Here is a 24,888-nt window from a genome sequence, read left to right on the forward strand (position 1 = left end):
ATGGCTCCGATTCCCGGCTCCGGCCTCGCCAAGGGCCTCGCCGTCACCCTCCGCACGATGACCCGCAGGTCGGTCACCGCGCAGTACCCGGACGCGCAGCCCGAGCTGCCGCCCCGCACCCGCGGGGTCATCGGGCTGTTCGAGGAGAACTGCACGGTGTGCATGCTGTGCGCCCGCGAGTGCCCCGACTGGTGCATCTACATCGACTCCCACAAGGAGACGGTGCCGGCCGCCGCCCCCGGCGGCCGCGAGCGCAGCCGCAATGTCCTCGACCGCTTCGCCATCGACTTCTCGCTCTGCATGTACTGCGGGATCTGCATCGAGGTGTGCCCCTTCGACGCGCTGTTCTGGTCGCCCGAGTTCGAGTACGCGGAGACCGACATCCACGAGCTGACGCACGAGCGCGACAAGCTCCGCGAGTGGATGTGGACGGTGCCGGAGCCGCCCGCGCTCGACCCGCGCGCGGAGGAGCCGAAGGAGATCGCCGCGGCGAGGAAGGCCGCGGAAAAGGCCGCCGCGCAAGCGGCCGCTGAGGCCCAGGCCGGGCAGGAGGGCCCGCAGTGATCCTCGCCGCCCAGCCCCTGGCCGCCGCCCAGAGCCACGGCTTCCTCTCGCCCACCGGCGTCGAGATCACCTTCCTCCTCGTCGGCCTCGTCACCCTCGGCGCCGCCCTCGTCGCCGTCACCACCAAGCAGCTCGTGCACGCCGCCCTGTGGCTGGTCGTCGCGCTCGGCGGGCTCGCCGTCGAGTACCTGCTCCTCACCGCCGAGTTCATCGCCTGGGTGCAGGTGCTGATCTACGTCGGTTCCGTCGTCGTGCTCCTCCTCTTCGGGCTCATGCTCACCCGGGCCCCCATCGGCCGCTCCCCGGACTCCGACTCCGGCAACCGGCCGGTCGCCCTCGCCGTGGCGGTCGCCGCCGCAGCGGCGCTGGTGTGGGTGGTCGTGGACGCCTTCCGGACCACCTGGATCGACCTCGAAGGGCCGGCCCTCGGCTCCACGAAGGTGACCGGCGAGATCCTCTTCCAGCACTGGGTGCTGCCCTTCGAGGCGCTGTCCGTGCTGCTGCTCGCCGCCCTGGTCGGCGCCATCGTCCTGTCCCGCAAGCAGCAGGAAGGGGAGCGGGACTGATGCACCTCGCCTACCCGGCAGTCCTCGCCGCGCTCCTCTTCTCCGTCGGCCTGTACGGCGTCCTCGCCCGCCGCAACGCGATCCTGGTCCTGATGTCCGTCGAGCTCATGCTCAACGCCGTCAACCTCAACCTGGTCGCGTTCGACGTCTGGCTCCGCGACACCCTGCACGCCGGCCAGGCGCTCACCCTCTTCGTCATCGCCATCGCCGCCGCCGAGATCGGCATCGGTCTCGCGATCGTCCTGATGGTCTACCGCAACCGCGGCACCTCGGACGTCGACCGTCTCCGCGACGCGAAGGAACAACCGGAACCCGCCGACGAGCCGTCCGCCGACAAGCCGTCCGCCGACGAGAAGGCCGAGGCCACCGCGTGACCACCACGACCCTCGCCGTCCTCGTCCCCCTCCTCCCCTTCCTCGGCGCCGCCGCCGGTCTCCTCCTCGGCCGGACCGCCCCCGGCTTCGCCCGCCCCCTCGCCGTCCTGCCCACGCTCGCCGCCGCCGTCCTGGCGGTCGTCGTCGCGGCCCGGCACGGCGGCGGGAAGGCGATCGACGCCGCCACCCAGCTCACCCCGACCGGCTCCGTACCGATCGACCTGGCCCTGCACATCGACGGCTTCGCCGCCCTCGTCGCGGTCCTCGTCGGCGTCGTCGCCACCTGCGTGCAGATCTACTCGACCGGCTATCTGCGCCACGACCCGCGCTACTCCTCGTACGCCGCGCTCGTCTCCCTCTTCACCTCCGCGATGCTGCTCGTCGTCTACTCCGGCGACCTGATGGTGCTCCTGGTCGGCTGGGAGGTCATGGGCATCTGCTCGTACTTCCTCGTCGGGCACTACTGGGAGACCCCCGAGGCCCGCTCGGCCTCCCTCAAGGCCTTCCTCGTCACCAAGCTCGGCGACGTGCCCTTCCTCATCGGCCTGTTCGCCCTGGCCGCCGACGCGGGCACCTTCCGGATCACCGGCGTGCTCGGCGCGGTCGCCTCCGGCGGCCTCGACCACCCCACCCTGGTCGCACTGCTGCTGCTCGCCGGCGTCGCCGGCAAGTCCGCGCAGTTCCCGCTGCACACCTGGCTGCCCGACGCGATGGCCGGCCCCACCCCCGTCTCCGCGCTCATCCACGCGGCGACCATGGTCGCCGCCGGCATCTACTTCGTGGCCCGGCTCCTCCCCGTCTTCGCCGCCTCCGGCGCCGCGCTGACCGTGCTCGCCGTCATGGCCGCGGTCACCATGGTCGGCTCGGCGCTCGCCGCGCTCGCCCAGGACGACATCAAGCGGGTCCTCGCCTACTCGACGATCGGCCAGCTCGGCTACATGTCCGGCGCCCTCGCCGTCGGCGACCGCGGCGCCGCCGTCTTCCACCTCCTCGCGCACGGCGCCTTCAAGGCGCTGCTCTTCCTCGCCGCCGGCGCCGTCATCCACGCCGCCGGCACCAACTCGCTCACCGCCATGTCCCGGATGAGCGGACTGACCAAGCGCATCCCGGACGCCTACTGGACGATGACCGTCGGCCTGCTCGCGCTCGCCGCGATCCCGCCCTTCGCCGGCTTCTTCTCCAAGGAAGCCGTCCTCGTCGCCGCCGAGCACACCGCCACCGGCGACCGCACCGTCGCCCCGGCCGGCGCCGGCTGGATCGTGCTCGTCGCCGGACTCCTCACCGCGCTGCTCACCGCCGCGTACGCGATGCGGCTGTGGCTGCTCGCCTTCCGCGGCCGGGGCGCCGAGGCCCCCGACCACGGCCGGCAGCCGGTCGCCATGACCACCGTCCTGTGGGTGCTCGCCGTCCCCTCGCTCGGCTTCGGACTGACCGCCGGCTACCTCGACGACTGGTTCGACGGACACCCGCTGACCCCGACCCTGGTGACGGCCGTGCTCGGCACCGGCCTCGCCGTCGTCGGCGCCGCGCTCACCTACGCGATCCGGCGCACCCTCGTCGCCCGCACCGCGCCGCCCCCGGCGGTCGTCCAGGGCGTTCCGGTCGGCGCCGCGCCGGCACCGGCCGCCGGGGCCCTCGCCGCGCCCACCGTCGCCCACCCCGACGCCGAGGCCGGCCAGGTCGAGGCGGAGGCCCTGGACCTGCCGCACCCGGCGACCGACCCCGCCGACCCCGGCCGCGCCCTGCTCGGCCCGCTGCACCCGCACGCCGCCGACGGCTTCCACCTGGACGCCGTCTACCGGACCCTGTTCGTCCGCCCCGTGCTCGCCGGCGCCTCCCTGGTCCGCTTCCTCGACCGCGAGGTCGTCGACACGTACGTGACCGGCGCGGGCAGCACCGCCAAGGGTCTCGGCTGGCTCGTCCGCCGCGCCCAGACCGGCAACGTGCAGACCTACCTCAGCGCGCTGCTCGCCGGCTCCGTCGTCCTGGCGATCGTCGCCGTCGTCCTCGCCAACGTCGCCGCCGGAGCGTGAGCCGTGATCGATATCAGCGAATCCGTGATGCAGTTCCTTCTGGCGTTGATCGTCGCCGGCCCGCTCCTCGGCGCCGCCGCCGCGCTCCTGCCCGCCCCGCCCGGACTGAAGGGGAAGTCACCCGACCAGGCCGTGCTCCGCCACGGCGTGACCGTCACCGGCGTCATCCTGATCGCCGCGATCGTCCTCGCGCTCGGCTTCGACCACGACCACCCCTCGACGATGCAGGCCACCACCGACATCACCTGGATCAAGGCACTCGACGTGCGGATCCACCTCGGTGTCGACGGCATCTCGCTTCCCCTCCTGCTCCTGACCGCGCTGCTGACCTTCCTCTGCGCGCTCTACAGCTACTTCAAGCCCCCCACGGGCACCACAGGCACCACGGGCACCACAGGCCCCGCCCCCAAGGCAGGCCCCGCCCCCAAGGCCTTCGTCGCCCTGCTGCTCGTCCTCGAGTCCGGCACCCTGGCGACCTTCGCCGTCCTCGATCTGGTCCTGTTCTTCCTGGCCTTCGAGACGGTCCTCATCCCGATGTACTTCCTCATCGCCCGCTGGGGCGGCGCGGGCAGGCGGGCAGCCGCCTGGAAGTTCGTCCTCTACACCCTGCTCGGCTCGATCGTCATGCTGCTCGGCCTCCTCCTCATCGGCGTCAAGGCGGGCACGTTCGACATGGTGGCACTGGCCACTGACAACGGCCGCGGACTGACCACATCCGTGCAGGTCATCGCCGTTCTCGCGATCGGGATCGGGCTCGCCGTGAAGACCCCGATGTGGCCGCTGCACAGCTGGCTCCCGGACGCCCACACCGCCGCCCCGACCGTCGGCTCCGTGCTCCTCGCCGGCGTGCTCCTGAAGATGGGCACGTACGGGTTCGTCCGCATCGTGCTGCCGATCGCCCCCGACGGCATGCACACCTTCGCCCCGTACCTCGCCGCCTTCGCCGTCGCCGGCATCATCTACGGATCGCTCGCCTGCCTCGCCCTCGCGAAGCCCGGCGCCAAGGGCGACCTCAAGCGGCTCATCGCCTACTCCTCCGTCGGCCACATGGGCTTCGTCCTCCTCGGCATCGCCACCATGACCCCCACCGGCGTCAACGGCGCGCTCTTCGCCAACATCGCCCACGGCCTCATCACCGGCCTCCTCTTCTTCCTGGTCGGCGCGCTCAAGGACCGCTACGGCACCGCCGACCTCGACACCCTCGCCGGGGCCACCGGTGCCGCCCTCTACGGCCGCGCCCCCCGCCTCGGCGCCCTGCTCGCCTTCGCCGCCGTCGCCTCCCTCGGCCTGCCCGGCCTCGCCGGGTTCTGGGGCGAGATGCTCGCCCTGTTCGGCGCCTTCGAACCGGCCGCGGGCCTCAGCCGCCCCGCCTTCCTCACCTTCATGGCGATCGGCGCCTTCGGCACCCTGCTCACCGCCGCCTACCTCCTCGTCGTGGTCCGCCGGGTCTGCATGGGCGGCCCCCGCCCGGCCGGCGAGACCGTGATCGCCGACGTCCAGGGTTACGAGTTCGCCGCCTGGACCCCGCTCGTCGCCCTCACCGTCCTCGCCGGACTGTGGCCCGCCGTCCTCCTCGGCCTCACCGACCCGGCCGTCCAGCAGCTCCTCGCGGGAGGCAACCAGTGAAGCCAGTGCAGCTCGCCCAGGGCGCCGATCTCGTCCAGTCCGTCGACTGGCTCGCCATCGCGCCGCCCACCCTCACCGCCCTGGTCGCGCTCGTCGTCCTGGTCGCCGACCTGTTCGTCCCCGAGGCCCGCAAGCGGCTCCTCGGCTGGACCGCGATCGCCGGCCTTGCCGCCGCGCTCGCGCTGCTCGCCCCGCTGCGCGCCGCCGACCGCTCCACCTTCTGCCTCACCGCCGCCACCGAGCTGCGCGCGTGCAGCTACACCGCCGACACCTTCACCCTGGTCATCCAGTTCCTGGTGCTCGGAGGCGCGCTCGTCACCGCACTCCTCTCGCTCGACGACACTGACGGCTCCGACGGCTCCGACGGCGCCCGCCGGAAGCTGCCCGCCGGCGAGTACTGGTTCCTGCTGCTCTCCTCCGCCGCCGGCGCCGCCCTGCTGCCCGCCTCCCGCGACCTCGCCACCCTCGTCGTCGCCCTCGAAGTGGCCTCGCTGCCCGCGTTCGCGCTGGTCGGCCTCCGGCGCGGCGACCGGCTGTCCGGCGAGGCGGCGCTCAAGTTCTTCCTGTCGTCCGTCACCGCCACCGCCGTGACCCTGCTCGGCGCCAGCTTCGTCTACGCGGCCACCGGCACCCTCCACCTCACCGAGATCGCCCAGCGCCTCGGCGACGTCCCCGGCCAGCTGCAGACCCTCGCCCAGGCGGGCGTGGTCCTCACTCTCGTCGGCTTCGCCTTCAAGACGGCCGCCGTCCCCTTCCACTTCTGGGTGCCCGACACCTATGTCGGGGCCCCGCTGCCCGTGGCGGCGTACCTCTCCGTGGTCGGCAAGGCCGTCGGCTTCACCGGGATCATCCTGGTGACCGTCGTCGCCTTCCCCTCCTACGCGGACGTGTGGGGCCCGGCGCTCGCCGCCCTCGCCGCGCTCACCATGACCGTCGGCAACGTCGCCGCCCTGCGCCAGGTCGCCACGCGCGCGTGGAGCGCGGTCCGCCTCCTCGCCTGGTCGTCGGTAGCCCAGGCCGGCTACCTCCTGGTGCCGATCGCCGCCGCCGCGTACTCCGGCGACGACCAGATCGGCTCGACCGTCGCGTACGCCCTGATGTACGCGGCGGTGAACCTCGGCGCCTTCGCGGTGGTCGCCCTGGTCGCCCGTACGCGTCCCGACGCCCGGATCTCCGACCACCGCGGCCTGTACGCGGCGAGCCCCGCCGCCGCCCTGGCGATGGCCTTCTTCCTCCTGAACCTGGCCGGACTGCCCCCGGGTATCATCGGCCTCTTCGCCAAGGTGACCGTCTTCTCGGCGGCCGTCGACGCCGGCCTCGGCTGGCTCGCGGTGCTCATGGGCCTCAACGTCGTGATCGGCCTCGCCTACTACCTGCGCTGGACGGCCCTGCTGTTCCGCGGGCCGGAGGGCGTGGCGGTCGTACGGATGAGGGCGACGGTCCCGGTCACCCTGGCGGTCGCGCTGACGGCGGCCGCGGGCGTGGTGCTGTCGGGCTGGCCGCAGTTCGCGCTCCGCTACGCGTCGAACAGCCTCTTCTGACCCCCCACCTCCCCACCTCCCAAGGAACGGAACCACCGTGCTGAACGGCTTCAAGGACTTCATACTTCGCGGGAACGTCGTCTCGATGGCCATCGGTCTGGCCGTCGGCTCGGCGTTCACGGCCGTCGTGACCGGCTTCAGCAAGGCGTTCATCACCCCCCTCATCGGTCTCGCCACCGGCTCCGTCGGCGACTTCAGCGAGGCGCAGTTCACCATCGGCAAGACCGTCTTCCCGTACGGCCTGGCCATCGCCGCGACCATCGCGTTCCTCATCACCGCCGTCGTCCTCTACTTCCTCTTCGTCGTCCCCATGGCGAAGTTCCAGGCCAAGTTCGCCAAGGAGGAGGCGGCCGACCCGAAGTCGGCGAAGCGCGACTGCCCCCGCTGCTTCACCGAGATCCCGGCCATCGCCACCCGCTGCGGCCACTGCACCAGCGAGGTCGAGCCGCTCGACGAGGCCCTCGCCAAGGCCGGCCTGGACAAGGTGGCCGTCCCGGCCCAGCGCTAGTCACCCGTACGGCGGACACCGCACCCGGCGCGGCCCCCGCGCGGCCCCGGCGCGGCCGGGGAACCCGTACCTCCCGCGTGGCGTTGACCAGGAAGGGAGGGTCCACTGGACAGAAGGGTTCCCCTGCCGCACCACTTGGAGGGCGTACCGTGCACCGCCGGCACAACGGGCTGAGGACCGCCGTACTCCTCGGAGGGCTCTCGGCCCTCATCATCGTCATCGGCAGCTTCTTCGGGCGTACGGGCCTGATCGTCGCGGTCCTCGTGGCGCTCGGCACCAACGCGTACGCGTACTGGAACAGCGACAAGCTGGCGCTGCGCGCCATGCGCGCCCGGCCCGTGAGCGAGTTCGAGGCCCCGGCGCTCTACCGGATGGTCCGCGAGCTCTCCACCCAGGCCCGCCAGCCGATGCCACGGCTCTACATCTCGCCCACCCAGGCGCCGAACGCCTTCGCCACCGGCCGCAACCCGCGCAACGCGGCCGTGTGCTGCACCGAGGGCATCCTCGCGATCCTCGACGAACGCGAGCTGCGCGGCGTCATCGGGCACGAGCTGAGCCACGTCTACAACCGGGACATCCTCATCTCCTCGGTGGCCGGCGCGCTCGCCTCGGTGATCCTGTTCCTGGTGAACTTCGCGTGGCTGATCCCGGTCGGCCGCTCCGACGACGACCGCGGCCCCGGACTGCTCGGCATGCTGCTGATCATGATCCTTGGCCCGATCGCCGCCTCCGTCATCCAGCTGGCCATCTCCCGCTCCCGGGAGTACGAGGCGGACGCCTCCGGAGCCCAGCTCACCGGCGACCCGCTCGCCCTCGCCAGCGCCCTGCGCAAGCTGGAGGCGGGCACCAGGCAGCTCCCGCTGCCGCCCGAGCCCAAGATCGAGACCGCCAGCCACATGATGATCGCGAACCCCTTCCGCCCGGGGCAGGGGATGTCCAAAATGTTCTCCACCCACCCGCCGATGGCGGAGCGCATCGCCCGGCTCGAACAGATGGCAGGTCGCCGCCCGTGAAGACAATCCTCAACATCATCTGGCTGGTGTTCAGCGGCTTCTGGCTGTTCCTCGGCTATCTCGCCGCCGGCCTGATCCTCTGCATCACGATCATCGGCATCCCCTTCGGCATCGCGGCCTTCCGCATCGCCCTCTACGCCCTGTGGCCCTTCGGCCGCACGGTCGTCGACCGCCCCGACGCGGGCGCCCCGTCCTGCATAGGCAACGTGCTGTGGCTGATCCTGGCCGGCTGGTGGCTGGCCCTCGGCCACATCGTCACCGGCATCGCGCAGTGCATCACGATCATCGGCATCCCGCTGGGCATCGCCAACTTCAAGATGATCCCGCTGTCGCTGCTCCCGCTGGGCAAGGAGATCGTCCCGACCGACCAGCCCTACCCCGGCTACGGGTACGGCTACCAGGGCCGGTAGCGGCGGCCCGCCGGTGGACACACCCCGCTACGCGCTGGTGTCCGGCCTCCACGCCGTAGCCCTCTGCAAGGACGTCGACGGTCTGTACGCGGAGCCCGCCCCCGCAGCCCGCGTGGTGCACGAGCTGCGCGGCTGCGAGCCGCGCGGCGAGCTCGCCCGGGCCGTCAGCGAGGCCGTCGTCGAAGGCGCGGCCCGGCTCGGCGACTCCCTCCACGTCCGCACCCCCGACGGCGACGCGTGGCTCTTCACCGGGGTACGGGTGCTCGGCGCGCGCGGCGACGTCGTCACCGTCGAGTCCGACGGCGACCCGCGCCGCTCGTACGCCGGAGCCCTCGCCGTCCCCTGCGGCAACCTCGTCCGCGTCTCACCGCCCGACCCGCCCGAGCTCACCCACACCGACGTCGTCTTCCTCGGCTGCTCCCCGCGCGGCGCGTTGCGCGACGCGCTCGCGGCGGGCGCGGAGGGGTTCGAGCCGGTCCGCTACCAGGTCCTCCACCGGACGGGGACCGTGGCGGCGGAGGCCGACGCCGGCCGCGTCACCGCGTGGGACACCTCCGCCACGTACCACGGCCTCGTCGACCTGACCGTGGCCTTCCCGCGCACCGGCCTCATACCCCCTCAGCGGCGGGCCGTCTGGGACCTGTTCTTCGGGGACGACGGCCCCACCGAGCCCGGCACCTGGCGCCGCTTCACCGGCGCGGACCGCGAGGAGTGGCTGGACCAGGCCGCCCGCAGGTCGTACGGCGCTCCGGAGACCCCCGCCGGCGCCACGTACGAGCTCGACGGCACGGACGTCGTCGACGTGGACGCCTTCCTCTGTGCCCTGGGGGAAGCCGTGTACGGTCCCGGGCGCGTCTTCGAAAGCGGAGCGTCACGGGTGATCGGCGCGGTGCTCACCGGCTGCACCCTCGTCTGGCACCACGCCGACATCGCCCGGGCCTGCCTGGGCGTGCCGCCGCTCACCGGGCGGCTCCCCGAGACCTTCCAGGAGATCGTCGAACGGCTCAGGTCCGCGGGGGTTCGGGTCGTCCTCGCCTGACGGCGTGGGCCACGACGCCGACCGCGAGCACCCCGAGCCCGGCGAGCACGGAGGTCGGCGGCAGCGAGAAGGCGAGGGCCGCGCAGCCCGCCAGGCCGAGCACGGCCAGCGGCCGGTCCCGGCGGCCCAGGGTCCAGGAGGAGGCGTTGGCGATCGCGTAGTAGACCAGGACCCCGAAGGACGAGAAGCCGATCGCGCCCCGTACGTCCACGGTCGCCGCCACCACGGCCACCACCGCGCCGACCGCGAGCTCCGCGTGGTGCGGCACCCGGAACCGCGGGTGGACGGCCGCGAGCGTGGCCGGCAGATGCCCGTCCCTGGCCATGGCGAGGGTGGTACGGGACACCCCGAGGATCAGCGAGAGCAGCGAGCCGAGCGCGGCGACCGCCGCGCCCACCGTGACCACGGGCACCAGCCAGTCGGCCCCCGCCGCCCGCGCCGCGTCCGCGAGCGGGGCGGGGGAGGCGGCCAGGGCGCGCGGCCCGAGGACGGCGAGCACGGACACGGCGACGGCCGCGTAGACGACGAGGGTGATGCCGAGGGCGAGCGGCACGGCCCGCGGAATGGTCCGCTCCGGGTCGCGCACCTCCTCGCCGAGCGTGGTGATCCGCGCGTACCCGGCGAAGGCGAAGAAGAGCAGCCCGGCCGCCTGCAGCACCCCGCCGGCCGGCACGTCCCCGGCGAGCGCGAGCCGCCCGGCCTCCCCGGCCCCGGCGATCGCCGCGACGGTGGCCGCCAGGACGGCCAGGACGACCGCCACGATGATCCGGGTGAGCAGTGCGGACTTCTGCATGCCGCGGTAGTTGACGGCGGTCAGGAGGACGACGGAGGCCACGGCCACGGCGTGCGCCTGCTCCGGCCACAGATACGAGCCGACCGTCAGCGCCATCGCCGCGCACGAGGCCGTCTTGCCCACGACGAACGCCCAGCCGGCCAGATAGCCCCAGAACGCGCCGAGCCGCTCCCGCCCGTAGACATAGGTGCCGCCGGAGGCCGGGTAGCGGGCGGCGAGCCGGGCCGAGGCCATGGCGTTGCAGTAGGCCACGACGGCGGCGACGCCGAGCGCCGGGAGCAGTCCGGGGCCCGCCGCTCGGGCCGCCGGCCCGAGCGCCGCGAAGATTCCGGCGCCGACCATCGAGCCGAGCCCGATGACGACGGCGTCGAACACCCCGAGGGTGCGGCGCAATTCCTGTGTCATGCCCCGCACATTAGGGGGTCCGGCAACCGCCCGGGACCAGCGGGCGTCCTCAAGGGCATGAGCATCATCAGCTGGATAGTTCTCGGACTGCTCGCCGGCGTCATCGCCAAGGTCCTGCTCCCGGGCCGCGACCCGGGCGGCCTGATCGGCACGACCCTCATCGGCGTCGTCGGCGCCTTCCTCGGCGGCTGGCTCTCCGCCCGCTTCCTGGACCGCCCGATCACGCAGGACTTCTACGACGGGGCGACCTGGCTGTCGGCGATCGGCGGCTCTCTGGTGCTGCTGATCGCGTACCGCATTCTTTTCGGCCACTCGCGCGAGCGTTAGAGACGGCTCAAAGGCCCGTCTCCCGCAGCGTGATGTTCAGCCGCCCCCTGAGCCCCAGGCCAGGGGCGGCGGTCCCGGCGTACACCTTCGGCACCCCGTGGTACGCGAAACGCGACGGCCCGCCGAAGACGAACAGGTCCCCGGACACCAACTCCACGTCCGTGTAGGGCCGTCCGCGGTCCTCGGTGTTCCCCAGCCGGAACACGCACGTGTCGCCGAGACTCAGCGACACGACCGGGGCGGGCGAGCGCTCCTCCCGGTCCTGGTGCATGCCCATCCGGGCGCCGTCGCCGTAGAAGTTGACGAGCGCGGTGTCCGGCGCGAAGTCGCCGTGTTCCCCGTACGCCTCCACCAGTGCGTCGCGCCCCAAGTCCACCAGCCAGTCCGGCAGTTCGACGCGGATGTCCTCCTTCCCCAGGTAGCGGTACGGCTCCCAGCGCCGCCCCAGGCAGAGCGAGCGCACCGACATCACCCCGCCGCCGGGCAGCACCGTCGCCTCGTACGAGAGCGGCCCCCGCCCGAACTCCCGGCACGCCGCCACCAGTTCCCGCTGGCGCGCGAACGGCAGCCACCCGGGCACGTGCACCGCCCCCGGCGCCGGCTCGCTCCGCTCCCGCGGAAACAGCCCCTCAGCCACCGCTCTCGCTCTCCAGGGCCGGGCCCAGGGCCCCTTCGAGCGCCAGCAACCGCTCCTTGCGCTCCAGCCCCGCCGCGTAACCCCGCAGGCTCCCGTCGGCTCCGATCACCCGGTGGCACGGCCGCACCACCAGCAGCGGATTCCGCCCGATCGCGGTCCCCACGGCCCGCACCCCGGCCCCCTCCGCCCCGACGCGCCGCGCGATCTCCCCGTACGACACGGTCGTCCCGTACGGAATCTCCTCAAGCGCCCGCCACACCTTCCGCTGGAACTCCGTCCCGGCCTCCTCGAAGACCAGGTCGAACCCGTCCCGCCGCCCGGCGAAGTACGCGTCGAGCTGCCCGGCGACCTCCCCGAAGCCGGCAGGCTCGTGCACCCAGCCCTCCCGGACCTCCACGGCGCCCTTCTGCCCCTCCAGCGACACCGACCGCAACGCGACCCGCCCCCCTTCGGCGACCCGCCCCACCAGGAGCATCGTGCCGAGGGGACCGTCGGCCCAGGTGTAAAGAGTGCTGTTCATGCCTTCCAGTGTGCGCGGCCGCCGGGGCGAGGGGCTGGCGGTTTTCGGACGCGGCCCTGGAGGCCCCGGAGGCCCCGGACGGCACGCGCCGCTCGTGCGGTCAGGCGTCCGTCGGCCACAGGCCCAGGGTGCCGAGGGAGACCTCGGGGAGATCCCGCTCGGGTCTCTCGGACTCGAAGAAGTCCAGCTCCGTGGGATCGAGGTCCAGTGACTCGCAGACCTCCTCGTGAAGGGCGACGAAGCTCATGAACCTCTCCTCCGCCCAGAGCTCGTACTCGGCCCGGCTCCTGTTGAAGGCGGAGAGCTTCAGATCGACGACGTCGTCGGCCCACCGCCGGTGCCAGTCGAAGACGTGGTCCGCCGCCTCGACGATGCCCCCGCCCCCGAGTTCGCCCAGCTTGTCGGTGGCCGCGCGGGCGATCGACGCCCTTCCGGCGCACCTCTTGACGTTGCCGACCGGGAAGCCGGTGGAGCCCAGCGCGATCGCCGCGCTCAGATCGGAGATGGACTTCCGCCATCCGTCGATCTGCGTCTGGAAGTGCCGATAGGCCCGGATGAGACCGGCCCGCGGCGAAGGGTCGTCGGGTGCCACGTGGTGGGGATCCGACAGCCGCAGCAGCTCCTTGTACCGGAACATGGCCTGCCGGTCGATGTCCCCGCGGTCGAACCGGGTGTGGCAGTTCGGGCACAGGACGATCATGTTGTGGAACTCGTGCCTGCGGACGCGGGCCCACGGCACGATGTGCGCGATCTCCAGAGGGGTCGCGCGGCACGTCGGTATCGCACACCGGTGTCCGGCCTCGACGAAAAGCTGCCGGGCCAACGGGCGAGGCACCGCGCTGCGCTTCGTGGTCATGCGGGAAGCCTAGGCGGCGGTGCTGACAACGCGGGCCGGCACGGCACGGCCCGACCCACCCCTCCGGCCGACGAACGGGGAGGGGCGGTTCGCGGCTCGCGTCAGCGGTAGTTCACGAACTGCAGGGCGAAGTCGAAGTCCTTGCCCTTGAGCAGCGCGATGATGGCCTGCAGGTCGTCCCGGCTCTTCGAGCTGACCCGCAGCTCGTCGCCCTGCACCTGCGCCTTGACGCCCTTCGGACCCTCGTCGCGGATGACCTTGGCGACCTTCTTCGCGTTCTCCTGGGAGATGCCCTCCTGGATGGACGCGAAGAGCTTGTACTCCTTGCCGGACAGCTGCGGCTCGCCCTCGACCTCCAGCGACTTCAGCGAGATGCCCCGCTTGATCAGCTTGGACTGCAGGATGTCGAGGATCGCCTTGACCCGCTCCTCGCCGTTCGCCTGCATCAGGATCTTCTCGCCCGACCACTCGATCTTGGCGTTGGTGCCCTTGAAGTCGTAGCGCTGCGTGATCTCCTTCGCGGCCTGGTTGAGGGCGTTGTCGACCTCCTGCCGCTCGACCTTGGAGACGATGTCGAAACTGGAGTCGGCCATGAGGTGAGGCTCCTTGCTCGGATGCGTTCGGTACAACGCAAAGCGTAGCCACCGGGCCCGCCGCCGACCCGTGATCAATCCGGTGGCGAAGCACCCCCAGGGATCAGGTATTGTTTACGTCGTTGCCAGGGAGCGCAGCCGAAAAGCGGCTCCGAGGCAGCGATCCCATGGCGGTGTGCCCGAGTGGCCAATGGGAGCGGACTGTAAATCCGTCGGCTTAGCCTACCCAGGTTCGAATCCTGGCGCCGCCACGCGATGCAGAAGGTCCCCGGTGTTCGCACCGGGGACCTTCTCGCATGTCCGGGGCCCGCTCGGGCGGTCGTTCGGGCGGTCAGTTGCCCGCGATGTCCTTCACCGCGACCGACAGCGGGGTGCCGCCCGAGATCAGTTCCAGGGTCAGGCCGGCGGTGGCCGGGGTGTCGAGGAGTTCGGCGAGGGTGGCCGCCACGTCGTCGCGGGGGACGGGGCCGCGGCCGGTGCGGGCCTCCAGGCGGACCTGGCCGGTGCCCGCGTCGTTCGTCAGGGAGCCGGGGCGCAGGACCGTCCAGTCGAGGCCGGCGCGGGAGCGGATGTCGTCGTCGGCGGCGCCCTTGGCGCGGAGGTAGGCGTCGAAGGTCTCGTCGCCCGGGTGGGCGGAGTCGGCGCCCATGGACGAGACGATGAGGAAGCGCCGTACGCCCGCCGCCTCCGCCGCGTCGGCGAAGAGGACGGCGGCGCCGCGGTCGACGGTGTCCTTGCGGGCGGTGCCGCTGCCGGGGCCCGCGCCGGCGGCGAAGACGGCCGCGTCGGCGCCCCGCAGGACGGCGGCGACCTCGCCGGGGGAGGCCGACTCCAGGTCCAGGACGACCGGTTCGGCGCCGGCCGAGCGCAGGTCCTCGGCCTGTTCGGGGCGGCGGATGATGCCCACCGGATGGTGTCCGCCCGCGGCGAGCAGCCGCTCCAGACGCAGGGCGATCTGTCCGTGTCCTCCAGCGATGACTACGCGCATACTCACGACCGTACGACGCCGGGTCCGCCCGGGCCTCCCGAATCCGGCCGCGTCGGCCGGGCCTGTCGCGGCAGGTCGAGGGCGGCCGCCGAGTCGCAGTACTCGCGCACCGCGCTGGTCCGCGCCACCACCCGCCCGCGGTGCACCACGATCCGGCTGTACGCGAGGGAGAGCACGCCCGTCAGCCGCTCGCCCCGCACCGCGAGGAGCTCGGCCGGGAAGCCCGCCTCGACCCGTACCTCCGACAGGCCCATCGCCGCCCGCGCGTCCGCGCTGACCGCCGCGTACGCCTCGGGGGCGGGCAGGCCGCCGAGCGAGGCGAGCAGATAGGCGATCTCCAGCGGATCGCCGCGCCCCACCGGGTTGGACACGTCCCGCAGCGCCCCGCCGCCCGCCGCGACCCGGACGCCGGCCGCCCGCAGGAGCCGTACGGGGGCCGTGCCGCGCGGTCCGGTCGCGCCGCAGCCGCCCTGGGGCAGGGCGACCACCGTGACGCCGGCCGCCGCCAGCTGGTCCGCCGCCCGGCGGGCCTGGTCGGCGGGGAGCCGGGCGAGTCCCGCGCACGGGCCGATCGTCACCCCGGGCCGCAGCCCGCCGGCCATCGCGGCGAGCCGGGCCAGGCGCGCCGGGTCGTCGCCGTCGGTGTGCAGGTCCACGGGGCAGCCGTGCTCGGCCGCGACCTCCAGGAGCGCCTCCACGTAGCCGGTGGGGTCCGGGTCCAGGTCGGGGCAGCCGCCGACCACCCCGGCGCCCATCTTCACCGCGTCCCGCAGCATCGCGAGCCCGTCGGCGCCGGCCGCGCCGGTGAGCAGCCGGGGCGTGGCCACCGTCGTGAGTTCGGCGAGCCCGCGCAGCGAGCGCCGGGCCTGCAGGGCGGCCTCCAGCGGCCCGAGGCCGTGCACGTCCCCGATCCGTACGTGCGCGCGCAGCGCAGTGGCGCCGTGCCCGAGCTGGAGCAGGGCGGCCTCGGTGACCCGCCGCTGGACCTCGTCGGGGGCGTACGAGACGGGGCCCGCCGCGTCGGCGGTGAGGGCGGTGTCGAGGTGGGCGTGGGGTTCGGCGGGCGCGGGGAGCAGCAGATGGCCGGCCAGGTCGACGCGGGCGCCCACGGCGGCCAGGCTGCCGGCCGTACCGACGGCCTCGATCCGGCCGCGGCCGAGGCGTACGTCGACGGTCCGGCCGTCGGTGAGCCGGGCGTTCGAGAGCAGCAGCGACGTGGCGTCGGCGGCGGTGGCCGGGGCCCGGTCGTCGGGCGACGGCTGGGGCTGCTGGCTGTCGGCTGACAATCGGGCTCCTCGGGGTCCGGGCACACGGCTCGCCAAGATCAAGATCACGCAGCGTGGGCCCGAGCCTAGGGGCGGTCCGGGCCGCCTTCGAGGAGGAGCGCAATAGTCGTACTGATGACTGCTCGTGTGGCCTACGAGGCGGCAGGTGAGCGGCCGGGAAGGCGCTGTGCGGAGGCTGCGCGGAGGCTGTGCGCAGGGCGCGGGAAAGGGTGCGGGAAACGGATTTGGGGGATGGGCCGGAGACCGTGTAATGTCTTCCTCGCTCGCCCCAATAGCTCAGTCGGTAGAGCGTCTCCATGGTAAGGAGAAGGTCTACGGTTCGATTCCGTATTGGGGCTCTGGTGAGAGGGATCCCGCCTTCGGGCGGGGTCCGGATCATCAAAGCGGTGTAGCTCAGTCGGTAGAGCAAGCGGCTCATAATCGCTGTGTCACCGGTTCAAGTCCGGTCACCGCTACACACGGTAGCCGATTGTGGGGTCGGTCCTGCGATCGGCTACTCTTCTATGCGTTCATCCATCCCATCCGTCCGTCAAGGAGCACTCACGTGGCTGCCACCGACGTCCGCCCGAAGATCACGCTGGCCTGCGTGGAGTGCAAGGAGCGGAACTACATCACCAAGAAGAACCGGCGTAACAACCCGGACCGTCTTGAGATGAAGAAGCACTGCCCTCGCTGCAACTCGCACACCGCGCACCGCGAGACGCGCTAATCAGGCTCGTACACGAGGCCGCCCCCACCAGGGGGCGGCCTCGTGTCGTTTATCGCAACTCGTTCATCGCACCAGATCCAGCAGGAGGTATCGAGGCCATGGCGCTCGACCAGTCCTTCGTGGGCCGGACCTATCCGCCCACCGCGCCGTACGAGGTCGGCCGCGAGAAGATCCGCGAATTCGCCGAGGCGATCGGGGACGCCAATCCCGCGTACACCGACCCGGAGGCCGCCAAGGCCCTCGGCCACCCGGATGTCGTCGCCCCGCCGACCTTCCCCTTCGCGATCACCTTCAAGGCCGCGGGCCAGGTCATCGAGGACCCGCAGCTGGGCCTGGACTACAGCCGCGTGGTGCACGGCGACCAGAAGTTCGCCTACACCCGGCCGGTGCGCGCCGGTGACCGCCTCACGGTGACCACCACCATCGAGGCGATCAAGTCGCTCGCCGGCAACGACATCATGGACATCCGCGGCGAGGTCCACGACGAGAGCGGCGAGCACGTCGTGACCGCCTGGATCAAGCTCGTGTCCCGCGCCCCCGAGGAGGCCTGACCGTGACCGCGAAGATCGCCTACGACGAGGTCGAGGTCGGCACCGAGCTGCCCGCGCAGACCTTCCCCGTGACCCGCGCCACGCTGGTCCAGTACGCCGGCGCCTCCGGTGACTTCAACCCGATCCACTGGAACGAGAAGTTCGCCAAGGAGGTCGGCCTGCCCGACGTCATCGCCCACGGCATGTTCACCATGGCCGAGGCGATCCGCGTCGTGACCGACTGGGCCGGCGACCCGGCCGCCGTCGTCGAGTACGGCGTCCGCTTCACCAAGCCCGTCGTCGTCCCCAACGACGACCAGGGCGCCGTGATCGAGGTCTCCGCCAAGGTGGCGGCCAAGCTGGACGACGGTCAGGTGCGGGTTGACCTCACCGCGACCTCCGCCGGTCAGAAGGTGCTCGGGATGAGCCGGGCCGTGGTCCGGCTCGCCTGACGGCCGTCGTGTGACGAGCGACACGGGCCCCTCCCCGGCGGGAGGGGCCCGTACCCTTGTGCCGTGCAGCTCCTCAACGACGCCCCCCTCGCGCCCCTGACCACCTTCCGGCTCGGCGGGCCCGCCGCCCGGCTCGTCACGGCGACCACCGACGACGAGGTGATCGCCGCGATCCGCGAGGCCGACCTCGCCGGGGACCCGCTGTTGATCATCGGCGGCGGCTCCAACCTGGTCATCGGCGACAAGGGTTTCGACGGCACCGCCCTGCACATCGCCACCAAGGGCTTCTCCCTCGACGGGACCCGCCTGGAGCTGGCCGCCGGAGAGGTCTGGACGGACGCCGTCGCGCGGACCGTCGAGGCCGGGCTCGCCGGGATCGAGTGCCTGGCCGGCATCCCCGGCTCGGCCGGCGCCACCCCGATCCAGAACGTCGGCGCCTACGGACAGGACGTCTCCGCCACCATCACCGAGGTCGTCGCGTACGACCGCAGGGCCGAGGAGACGGTCACCCTCAGCAACGCCGAGTGCGCCTTCTCGTACCGGCACAGCGTCTTCAAGGACCAGCCCGACCGCTATGTCGTGCTGCGGGTCCGCTTCGAGCTCGCCGACGCCGACGGGATGTCCGCGCCGATCGCGTACCCGGAGACGGCGCGCGCCCTCGGGGTCGAGGCCGGCGACCGGGTGCCGCTGGCCGTCGCCCGGGAGACCGTGCTGCGGCTGCGCTCCGGCAAGGGCATGGTCCTGGACCCGGAGGACCACGACACGTGGTCGGCGGGCTCCTTCTTCACCAACCCGATCCTCACGGCGGGGGAGTACGAGGACTTCCTCGGCCGCGTCGCCGAGCGGCTCGGCCCGGACGTCGCCGCGCCCGCGTACCCGGCGGGCGAGGAGGGCCGGATGAAGACCTCCGCGGCCTGGCTGATCGACAAGGCGGGCTTCACCAAGGGCTACGGCTCCGGGCCTGCCCGGATCTCCACCAAGCACACGCTCGCCCTGACCAACCGCGGCGAGGCGACCACCGAGGACCTGCTGGCGCTCGCCCGCGAGGTCGTCGCCGGGGTCCGGGACGCGTTCGGGATCACGCTGGTCAACGAGCCCGTGACGGTGGGCGTGGAGCTCTAGCTCCTCTTAGTACGCGACGCCCACGCCCTGCTTCACCGTCGCCGGGTCGTCGACCGTGGCCAGCATCGCGTGCGCCACGTCGGCGCGCGCGAGGGTGCGGCCGCGGGGCGGGTTGCCGCCGATGACGCGGCGGTAGCGGCCGGTGAGCGGCTTGTCGGTCAGTTTGGGCGGGCGGACGGAGGTCCAGTCGGTCGCGCTCGCCGCGAGTTCGGCCTCCATGGCGCGCAGATCGGTGTAGACGTCCTTGAGGACGGAGTTGATGATCGCGAGCATCGCCTTGTCGGCGACGCCCTGACCCTCCGGGACCGGGCCCACGGGCGCGGCGCTGACCACGACGAGACGGCGGGTCGAGGTCGGCTCCATGGCGCGCAGGACGGCGCGGGTCAGCCGGGCGGCGACGCCGGTGCCCGCGTCGGCGCGGTTGCGGGCGCCGAGGCCGGAGAGGACCGCGTCCCGGCCGTCGACGGCGGCGTGCAGGGCCGCCGGGTCGGACAGGTCGGAGCGGAAGACGGTGAGCCGGGGGCCGGTGACCGTGAAGCGGGCCGGGTCGCGGACCACCGCGGTCACCTCGTGGCCCGCGTCGAGGGCCTGGCGGACGATCTCCTGGCCGATGCCACCGGTGGCACCGAAGACGGTGAGCTTCATGGCGCACCCTTCTGGACGGGGGTGGGTAAGTGTTCACTCACCTCTAGAGTGGGTAAGCACCCACTCACTCGTCAAGCCGTTCTCGGGAGTCGTCGTGGACCAGAAGCCGCAGCAGCCGACCCGGACCCGGATCATCGACGCCGCCCGCGACCTCATGCACACGGCCGGCCTGGCCCGGACCACCACCAAGGAGATCGCCAGGGCGGCCGGCTGCTCGGAGGCGGCGCTCTACAAGTACTTCTCCAGTAAGGAGGAGCTGTTCGTCACCGTCCTCAACGAACGGCTGCCCCGGCTCGGCGACCTCCTCGGCACCCTCGCCGTCGATCCCAAGGGCCGCACGGTCGAGGAGAACCTGGTCGAGATCGCCCGCCGTGCCGCGCTCTTCTACGAGCAGACGTTCCCGATGGCCGCCTCCCTCTACGCCGAGCCGCAGCTCAAGGCGCGCCACGAGGAGATCATGCGGGGCCTCGGCCGCGGCCCCCACATGCCGATCGAGGGCCTCGCCGAGTATCTGCGCGCCGAGCAGCAGCACGGCCGGATCGCGGCGGACGCCGACCCGCTCGCCGCCGCCTCCCTCCTCCTCGGCGCCTGCGTCCACCGGGCCTTCGCCTGGGAGATGACCCCGGGCGGGAAGCCCCCGCAGGACCTGGACGCCTTCGCCCGCTCGATCGCCCGCACCCTGATGGCCGGGATCAGCTGATACGACACTCAGCCGACCGGGGCCGCCAGCCAGTCGTCGATCCCGGACAGCAGCTTCTGCCGCACGTCCTCCGGCGCGGCCGAGCCCCGCACCGACTGCCGGGCCAGTTCGGCCAGCTCGGCGTCCGTGAAGGCGTGGTGCCGGCGGGCGATCTCGTACTGCGCGGCGAGCCGCGAGCCGAAGAGCAGCGGATCGTCCGCGCCGAGCGCCATCGGGACGCCGGCCTCGAAGAGGGTGCGCAGGGGGACGTCCTCGTGCTTGTCGTAGACGCCGAGCGCCACATTGGACGCCGGGCACACCTCGCAGGTCACCCCGCGCTCGGCGAGCTTGCGCAGCAGCCGCGGGTCCTCCGCCGCGCGGACGCCGTGGCCGACCCGGGCCGCCCGCAGATCGTCCAGGCAGTCCCGTACGGAGGAGGGGCCGGTCAGCTCGCCGCCGTGCGGGGCCGCGAGCAGTCCGCCCTCGCGGGCGATCGCGAAGGCCCGGTCGAAGTCGCGGGCCATGCCGCGCCGCTCGTCGTTGGAGAGCCCGAAGCCCACCACGCCGCGGTCCGCGTAGCGCACCGCGAGCCGGGCCAGGGTGCGCGCCTCGAGCGGGTGCTTCATCCGGTTGGCGGCGACCAGGACCCGCATCCCGAGCCCGGTCTCCCGGGACGCCGTGTCGACCGCGTCCAGGATGATCTCCAGGGCCGGGATCAGACCGCCGAGCAGCGGCGCGTACGAGGTGGGGTCGACCTGGAGCTCCAGCCAGCCCGAGCCGTCCCGGACGTCCTCCTGCGCGGCCTCCCGCACCAGGCGCTGGATGTCCTCCGGCTCGCGCAGACACGAGCGGGCCATGTCGTACAGGCGCTGGAAACGGAACCAGCCGCGCTCGTCCGTGGCCCGCAGCTTCGGCGGCGTGCCGCTCTTGAGGGCCTCGGGGAGGTGCACCCCGTACTTGTCGGCCAGTTCGATCAGGGTCGAGGGCCGCATCGAACCCGTGAAGTGCAGGTGCAGATGGGCCTTGGGCAGCAGGCTGAGGTCGCGATGAGGAAGGTGCTCCATCGGCTGATCCTGCCGCACCCGAATGGACGAATACAGTCCGTTTCCCCGATCGGGACCTTGCTAGAACGTAAAAACGGCCCCCGCTTCCGAAGAAGCGGGGGCCGGATACGGAGATCCGCGGGTGATCAGTCGCGGGCCTCGGCGAGCAGCTTCTGGATCCGGGACACGCCCTCCACCAGGTCCTCGTCGCCCAGCGCGTACGACAGACGCAGGTAGCCCGGCGTGCCGAAGGCCTCGCCCGGGACGACCGCGACCTCGGCCTCGTCCAGGATCAGCGCCGCCAGCTCGACCGAGCTCTGCGGGCGCTTGCTGCGGATCTCCTTGCCGAGCAGCGCCTTCACCGACGGGTACACGTAGAACGCGCCCTCCGGGGTCGGGCACAGGACGCCCTCGATCTCGTTGAGCATCCGCACGATCGTCTGGCGGCGCCGGTCGAAGGCGCGGCCCATCTCGGCCACCGCCTCCAGGTCGCCCGAGACGGCGGCCAGCGCGGCGACCTGCGCCACGTTGCTCACGTTGGAGGTGGCGTGCGACTGCAGGTTGGTCGCGGCCTTCACGACGTCCTTCGGGCCGATGATCCACCCCACGCGCCAGCCGGTCATCGCGTACGTCTTGGCGACGCCGTTGACGACGATGCACTTGTCGCGCAGCTCCGGCATGACCGACGGCAGGGAGACCGCCGACGCGCCGCCGTAGACCAGGTGCTCGTAGATCTCGTCGGTGAGGACCCACAGACCGTGCTCGACGGCCCAGCGGCCGATCGCCTCGGTCTCGGCCTCGCTGTAGACGGCGCCGGTCGGGTTGGAGGGGGAGACGAAGAGGACGACCTTGGTCTTCTCCGTGCGCGCGGCCTCCAGCTGCTCCACGCTCACCCGGTAGCCCGTGGTCTCGTCGGCCACGACCTCCACCGGGACACCGCCGGCGAGGCGGATCGACTCCGGGTAGGTCGTCCAGTACGGGGCGGGGACGATGACCTCGTCGCCCGGGTCGAGGATCGCGGCGAACGCCTCGTAGATGGCCTGCTTGCCGCCGTTGGTCACGAGCACCTGGGAGGCGTCGACCTCGTAGCCGGAGTCGCGCAGCGTCTTCGCGGCGATCGCGGCCTTGAGCTCGGGCAGACCGCCGGCCGGCGTGTAGCGGTGGTACTTGGGGTTCTTGCAGGCCTCGACGGCCGCCTCGACGATGTAGTCCGGCGTCGGGAAGTCGGGCTCACCCGCGCCGAAGCCGATGACCGGGCGCCCGGCGGCCTTGAGGGCCTTGGCCTTGGCGTCGACGGCGAGGGTGGCGGACTCGGAGATCGCACCGATCCGGGCGGAGACCCGGCGCTCGGTGGGAGGGGTAGCAGCGCTCATGCGGCCATCGTCCCAGACCCCGTTCCGGCCCGGCACACAGGTTTCACGGAGCGGACAGGAACGGTCATTCCCGGTCGTACGCACGGTCCGCGGCGCCCCGCGAGGGGTGCCGCGGCAGGTCGGCGCGGTTCCTGTTCGACGTAGGGGCCCATGACCACGTACACTCACTGCTCGTTGGCCCGCACCGACCACATCTCACGATGCGGTAGGTTGGGGAAGCCACAAAGGGTCGTAGCTCAATTGGTAGAGCACCGGTCTCCAAAACCGGCGGTTGGGGGTTCAAGTCCCTCCGGCCCTGCTACACACACCGCCAGGTTGTGTGCGCATGTACGTACTCCTTGCACCGCCGTGCGGCTCCAATTCCGGGCGCGGCACGGCCACGACCCGGAATCAGGTGAGACATCGTGACGGATGCCGTAGGCTCCATCGACATGCCTGATGCCGAAGATGCCGCGCCGGAGTCCAAGAAGACCCGGAAGGGCGGCAAGCGCGGAAAGAAGGGCCCTCTCGGCCGTCTCGCGCTGTTCTACCGCCAGGTCATCGCGGAACTCCGCAAGGTTGTCTGGCCCACTCGTAGCCAGCTGACGACGTACACCACTGTGGTGATTGTCTTCGTTGTCATCATGATCGGTCTTGTGACCGTGATTGACTATGGCTTCCAGGAAGCAGTCAAGTACGTCTTCGGCTGACTTTTTGTTCCACCCCATCTGTAGCGCAGGAAGAAGCAGCCACCGTGTCTGACGCGAACCTGAACGACGCCTTCGAGTCCGAGTCCGTCGAGGACGAGACGGACATCGTCGAGGCGGCCGACGAGGAGCAGGCCGAAGCTGCGGACGCCGAGGCCGGCGAGACCGACACCGAGACCGCAGCGGTCGACGAGGTCGACGCCGAGGCCGCGGACGTCGAGGACGAGGACGGCACCGAGGTCGCCGAGATCGAGGCCGCCGAGGAAGAGGCCGAGGAGGCCGCCGAGGCCGAGGACGCGGTCGAGGCCGAGCCCGCCGCCCCGGTCGACCCGATCGCCGCCCTCCGCGACGAGCTGCGCGGTCTGCCCGGCGAGTGGTACGTGATCCACACCTACGCGGGCTACGAGAAGCGCGTGAAGGCCAACCTGGAGCAGCGCGCCGTCTCGCTGAACGTCGAGGACTTCATCTACCAGGCCGAGGTCCCCGAGGAAGAGATCGTCCAGATCAAGAACGGCGAGCGCAAGAACGTCCGGCAGAACAAGCTGCCCGGTTACGTGCTCGTCCGCATGGACCTGACGAACGAGTCCTGGGGCGTCGTCCGCAACACCCCCGGTGTCACCGGCTTCGTCGGCAACGCCTACGACCCGTACCCGCTGACCCTGGACGAGATCGTCAAGATGCTCGCCCCGGAGGCCGAGGAGAAGGCCGCCCGCGAGGCCGCCGAGGCCGAGGGCAAGCCGGCTCCGGCCCGCAAGGTCGAGGTCCAGGTGCTCGACTTCGAGGTCGGCGACTCGGTCACCGTCACCGACGGCCCCTTCGCCACCCTCCAGGCCACGATCAACGAGATCAACGCCGACTCGAAGAAGGTCAAGGGCCTCGTCGAGATCTTCGGTCGCGAGACCCCGGTCGAGCTCAGCTTCGACCAGATCCAGAAGAACTGACGAATCAAGTTTCCGGACAGGTCAGAGGGGCTGCCACAGCCGCTCTGACCTGCTCGGTTTTTGGACGCGCGAGGATACCCGTTATCGTTGTGCGGTATGCCTCCATCCGGATGACCGGATGGATCGGCTGAAAACTCTCACTAGGACCCGGAGAGAGCTATGCCTCCCAAGAAGAAGAAGGTCACGGGGCTTATCAAGCTCCAGATCAACGCCGGTGCGGCCAACCCGGCCCCGCCGGTCGGCCCCGCGCTCGGCCAGCACGGCGTCAACATCATGGAGTTCTGCAAGGCCTACAACGCCGCGACCGAGTCGCAGCGTGGCTGGGTCATCCCGGTGGAGATCACGGTCTACGAGGACCGTTCCTTCACCTTCATCACGAAGACCCCGCCGGCCGCGAAGATGATCCTCAAGGCCGCGGGCGTGGAGAAGGGCTCCGGCGAGCCGCACAAGACCAAGGTCGCCAAGATCACCGAGGCGCAGGTCCGCGAGATCGCCACCACCAAGATGCCCGACCTGAACGCCAACGACCTGGACGCCGCCGCGAAGATCATCGCCGGCACCGCCCGTTCCATGGGCATCACGGTCGAGGGCTGATCAGTCCTTCGCAGTCCCCAGTGGTAGGGCCGGCG

Annotated in this window: 29 protein-coding genes and 4 tRNA genes; 23 read left to right on the forward strand and 10 right to left on the reverse strand. The window is 71.9% G+C overall.

The window, feature by feature from the left end; all coding sequences use genetic code 11:
• The 10 genes from KV205_RS10995 (at position 1) to KV205_RS11040 (ending at position 9,674) form a co-directional block, all read left to right on the forward strand.
• Positions 1 to 564 carry an NADH-quinone oxidoreductase subunit I gene (locus tag KV205_RS10995; protein ID WP_265863962.1) on the forward strand — a complete coding sequence of 188 codons (564 nt, stop codon included), beginning with the start codon at positions 1 to 3 and terminating at the stop codon, positions 562 to 564.
• Positions 561 to 1,130 carry an NADH-quinone oxidoreductase subunit J gene (locus tag KV205_RS11000; protein ID WP_265863963.1) on the forward strand — a complete coding sequence of 190 codons (570 nt, stop codon included), beginning with the start codon at positions 561 to 563 and terminating at the stop codon, positions 1,128 to 1,130. The genes KV205_RS10995 and KV205_RS11000 overlap by 4 nt, the downstream gene beginning before the upstream one ends.
• Positions 1,130 to 1,504 carry an NADH-quinone oxidoreductase subunit NuoK gene (gene nuoK / locus KV205_RS11005; protein ID WP_265863964.1) on the forward strand — a complete coding sequence of 125 codons (375 nt, stop codon included), beginning with the start codon at positions 1,130 to 1,132 and terminating at the stop codon, positions 1,502 to 1,504. The genes KV205_RS11000 and nuoK overlap by 1 nt, the downstream gene beginning before the upstream one ends.
• Entirely contained in the window at positions 1,501 to 3,537 is a 2,037-nt protein-coding gene (locus KV205_RS11010) for an NADH-quinone oxidoreductase subunit L (RefSeq protein ID WP_265863966.1), read from the forward strand. The genes nuoK and KV205_RS11010 overlap by 4 nt, the downstream gene beginning before the upstream one ends.
• Before the next feature lie 27 nt (positions 3,538 to 3,564).
• On the forward strand, positions 3,565 to 5,163 hold the full coding sequence (locus tag KV205_RS11015; RefSeq protein ID WP_265864082.1) for a NuoM family protein: 1,599 nt from the start codon (positions 3,565 to 3,567) through the stop codon (positions 5,161 to 5,163).
• A complete protein-coding gene (locus KV205_RS11020) occupies positions 5,160 to 6,704 on the forward strand; it encodes an NADH-quinone oxidoreductase subunit N (RefSeq protein WP_265863968.1) in 1,545 nt (514 codons plus the stop codon). The genes KV205_RS11015 and KV205_RS11020 overlap by 4 nt, the downstream gene beginning before the upstream one ends.
• A gap of 37 nt (positions 6,705 to 6,741) precedes the next feature.
• On the forward strand, positions 6,742 to 7,212 hold the full coding sequence (mscL, locus tag KV205_RS11025; RefSeq protein ID WP_265863969.1) for a large conductance mechanosensitive channel protein MscL: 471 nt from the start codon (positions 6,742 to 6,744) through the stop codon (positions 7,210 to 7,212).
• 149 nt (positions 7,213 to 7,361) lie between these two features.
• Positions 7,362 to 8,225, forward strand: a complete 864-nt coding sequence (htpX, locus tag KV205_RS11030; protein WP_265863970.1) for a zinc metalloprotease HtpX — start codon at positions 7,362 to 7,364, stop codon at positions 8,223 to 8,225.
• The gene (locus tag KV205_RS11035; protein ID WP_265863971.1) at positions 8,222 to 8,635 is read left to right on the forward strand and encodes a YccF domain-containing protein; all 414 of its coding nucleotides are present in this window, start codon (positions 8,222 to 8,224) and stop codon (positions 8,633 to 8,635) included. Before htpX ends, KV205_RS11035 begins: the two co-directional genes overlap by 4 nt.
• Before the next feature lie 13 nt (positions 8,636 to 8,648).
• Entirely contained in the window at positions 8,649 to 9,674 is a 1,026-nt protein-coding gene (locus tag KV205_RS11040) for a hypothetical protein (protein ID WP_265863972.1), read from the forward strand.
• Here KV205_RS11040 and KV205_RS11045 read toward each other — a convergent pair.
• Complete coding sequence (locus KV205_RS11045) at positions 9,640 to 10,872, reverse strand: APC family permease (RefSeq protein WP_265863973.1); 1,233 nt, start codon at positions 10,870 to 10,872, stop codon at positions 9,640 to 9,642. The genes KV205_RS11040 and KV205_RS11045 overlap by 35 nt on opposite strands.
• Positions 10,873 to 10,929: 57 nt before the next feature.
• On the opposite strand from KV205_RS11045, the gene KV205_RS11050 reads away from it, so the two are divergent.
• Entirely contained in the window at positions 10,930 to 11,199 is a 270-nt protein-coding gene (locus KV205_RS11050) for a GlsB/YeaQ/YmgE family stress response membrane protein (RefSeq protein ID WP_265863974.1), read from the forward strand.
• 7 nt (positions 11,200 to 11,206) lie between these two features.
• Here the strand turns inward: KV205_RS11050 and KV205_RS11055 are convergent, their stop codons facing one another.
• The 4 genes from KV205_RS11055 to KV205_RS11070 all read right to left on the reverse strand — a co-directional run bounded on the left by KV205_RS11055 (position 11,207) and on the right by KV205_RS11070 (position 13,805).
• Positions 11,207 to 11,836 carry an alpha-ketoglutarate-dependent dioxygenase AlkB gene (locus KV205_RS11055; RefSeq protein WP_265863975.1) on the reverse strand — a complete coding sequence of 210 codons (630 nt, stop codon included), beginning with the start codon at positions 11,834 to 11,836 and terminating at the stop codon, positions 11,207 to 11,209.
• A complete protein-coding gene (locus KV205_RS11060; RefSeq protein ID WP_265863976.1) occupies positions 11,829 to 12,356 on the reverse strand; it encodes a methylated-DNA--[protein]-cysteine S-methyltransferase in 528 nt (175 codons plus the stop codon). Before KV205_RS11060 ends, KV205_RS11055 begins: the two co-directional genes overlap by 8 nt.
• A gap of 100 nt (positions 12,357 to 12,456) precedes the next feature.
• Entirely contained in the window at positions 12,457 to 13,212 is a 756-nt protein-coding gene (locus tag KV205_RS11065) for an HNH endonuclease signature motif containing protein (RefSeq protein ID WP_265863977.1), read from the reverse strand.
• Positions 13,213 to 13,313: 101 nt separating this feature from the next.
• Complete coding sequence (locus KV205_RS11070; RefSeq protein WP_265863978.1) at positions 13,314 to 13,805, reverse strand: YajQ family cyclic di-GMP-binding protein; 492 nt, start codon at positions 13,803 to 13,805, stop codon at positions 13,314 to 13,316.
• Positions 13,806 to 13,974: 169 nt separating this feature from the next.
• Between KV205_RS11070 and KV205_RS11075 the strand changes: the two genes are divergently transcribed.
• Positions 13,975 to 14,056, forward strand: a tRNA-Tyr gene (locus KV205_RS11075).
• A gap of 80 nt (positions 14,057 to 14,136) precedes the next feature.
• Here KV205_RS11075 and KV205_RS11080 read toward each other — a convergent pair.
• Together KV205_RS11080 and KV205_RS11085 are read right to left on the reverse strand one after the other, a co-directional pair.
• Positions 14,137 to 14,793 carry an SDR family oxidoreductase gene (locus tag KV205_RS11080; RefSeq protein ID WP_265863979.1) on the reverse strand — a complete coding sequence of 219 codons (657 nt, stop codon included), beginning with the start codon at positions 14,791 to 14,793 and terminating at the stop codon, positions 14,137 to 14,139.
• Between the two features lie 2 nt (positions 14,794 to 14,795).
• Positions 14,796 to 16,079, reverse strand: a complete 1,284-nt coding sequence (locus KV205_RS11085; protein WP_265863980.1) for an amidohydrolase family protein — start codon at positions 16,077 to 16,079, stop codon at positions 14,796 to 14,798.
• 265 nt (positions 16,080 to 16,344) lie between these two features.
• On the opposite strand from KV205_RS11085, the gene KV205_RS11090 reads away from it, so the two are divergent.
• From KV205_RS11090 to KV205_RS11115, 6 genes are all read left to right on the forward strand, one after another.
• Positions 16,345 to 16,417, forward strand: a tRNA-Thr gene (locus tag KV205_RS11090).
• Between the two features lie 44 nt (positions 16,418 to 16,461).
• A tRNA-Met gene (locus tag KV205_RS11095) sits at positions 16,462 to 16,534 on the forward strand.
• Positions 16,535 to 16,623: 89 nt separating this feature from the next.
• Positions 16,624 to 16,788: a 50S ribosomal protein L33 gene (gene rpmG / locus KV205_RS11100; RefSeq protein WP_003956487.1), complete on the forward strand. Its 165-nt coding sequence runs from the start codon at positions 16,624 to 16,626 to the stop codon at positions 16,786 to 16,788.
• Positions 16,789 to 16,886: 98 nt separating this feature from the next.
• Positions 16,887 to 17,339 (forward strand): MaoC family dehydratase N-terminal domain-containing protein, encoded by a 453-nt coding sequence (locus KV205_RS11105; protein ID WP_265863982.1) that lies wholly within the window; start codon positions 16,887 to 16,889, stop codon positions 17,337 to 17,339.
• Between the two features lie 2 nt (positions 17,340 to 17,341).
• A complete protein-coding gene (locus KV205_RS11110; RefSeq protein ID WP_265863983.1) occupies positions 17,342 to 17,770 on the forward strand; it encodes a MaoC family dehydratase in 429 nt (142 codons plus the stop codon).
• Between the two features lie 63 nt (positions 17,771 to 17,833).
• On the forward strand, positions 17,834 to 18,892 hold the full coding sequence (locus KV205_RS11115; RefSeq protein ID WP_265863984.1) for a UDP-N-acetylmuramate dehydrogenase: 1,059 nt from the start codon (positions 17,834 to 17,836) through the stop codon (positions 18,890 to 18,892).
• A gap of 6 nt (positions 18,893 to 18,898) precedes the next feature.
• Here KV205_RS11115 and KV205_RS11120 read toward each other — a convergent pair whose 3' ends face one another.
• Complete coding sequence (locus tag KV205_RS11120) at positions 18,899 to 19,537, reverse strand: NAD(P)-dependent oxidoreductase (protein WP_265863985.1); 639 nt, start codon at positions 19,535 to 19,537, stop codon at positions 18,899 to 18,901.
• Between the two features lie 94 nt (positions 19,538 to 19,631).
• On the opposite strand from KV205_RS11120, the gene KV205_RS11125 reads away from it, so the two are divergent.
• Complete coding sequence (locus KV205_RS11125; RefSeq protein WP_265863986.1) at positions 19,632 to 20,237, forward strand: TetR/AcrR family transcriptional regulator; 606 nt, start codon at positions 19,632 to 19,634, stop codon at positions 20,235 to 20,237.
• A gap of 8 nt (positions 20,238 to 20,245) precedes the next feature.
• Here the strand turns inward: KV205_RS11125 and KV205_RS11130 are convergent, their stop codons facing one another.
• Both KV205_RS11130 and KV205_RS11135 read right to left on the reverse strand, forming a co-directional pair.
• Positions 20,246 to 21,280, reverse strand: coding sequence for an adenosine deaminase (locus KV205_RS11130; protein ID WP_265863987.1), 1,035 nt, complete (start codon positions 21,278 to 21,280; stop codon positions 20,246 to 20,248).
• A gap of 125 nt (positions 21,281 to 21,405) precedes the next feature.
• Positions 21,406 to 22,632, reverse strand: coding sequence for a pyridoxal phosphate-dependent aminotransferase (locus tag KV205_RS11135; RefSeq protein ID WP_265863988.1), 1,227 nt, complete (start codon positions 22,630 to 22,632; stop codon positions 21,406 to 21,408).
• A gap of 225 nt (positions 22,633 to 22,857) precedes the next feature.
• Here KV205_RS11135 and KV205_RS11140 point away from each other — a divergent pair.
• From KV205_RS11140 to rplK, 4 genes are all read left to right on the forward strand, one after another.
• A tRNA-Trp gene (locus KV205_RS11140) sits at positions 22,858 to 22,930 on the forward strand.
• Positions 22,931 to 23,036: 106 nt separating this feature from the next.
• Positions 23,037 to 23,321: a preprotein translocase subunit SecE gene (gene secE / locus KV205_RS11145; RefSeq protein WP_265863989.1), complete on the forward strand. Its 285-nt coding sequence runs from the start codon at positions 23,037 to 23,039 to the stop codon at positions 23,319 to 23,321.
• A gap of 44 nt (positions 23,322 to 23,365) precedes the next feature.
• Positions 23,366 to 24,259 carry a transcription termination/antitermination protein NusG gene (nusG, locus tag KV205_RS11150; RefSeq protein ID WP_265863990.1) on the forward strand — a complete coding sequence of 298 codons (894 nt, stop codon included), beginning with the start codon at positions 23,366 to 23,368 and terminating at the stop codon, positions 24,257 to 24,259.
• A gap of 159 nt (positions 24,260 to 24,418) precedes the next feature.
• Positions 24,419 to 24,853 carry a 50S ribosomal protein L11 gene (gene rplK, locus KV205_RS11155; RefSeq protein ID WP_128980827.1) on the forward strand — a complete coding sequence of 145 codons (435 nt, stop codon included), beginning with the start codon at positions 24,419 to 24,421 and terminating at the stop codon, positions 24,851 to 24,853.
• Positions 24,854 to 24,888: the final 35 nt, after the last annotated feature.

Origin of the sequence: Streptomyces sp. SKN60 (genome assembly GCF_026236535.1) — a bacterium.
Taxonomy (GTDB): domain Bacteria; phylum Actinomycetota; class Actinomycetes; order Streptomycetales; family Streptomycetaceae; genus Streptomyces.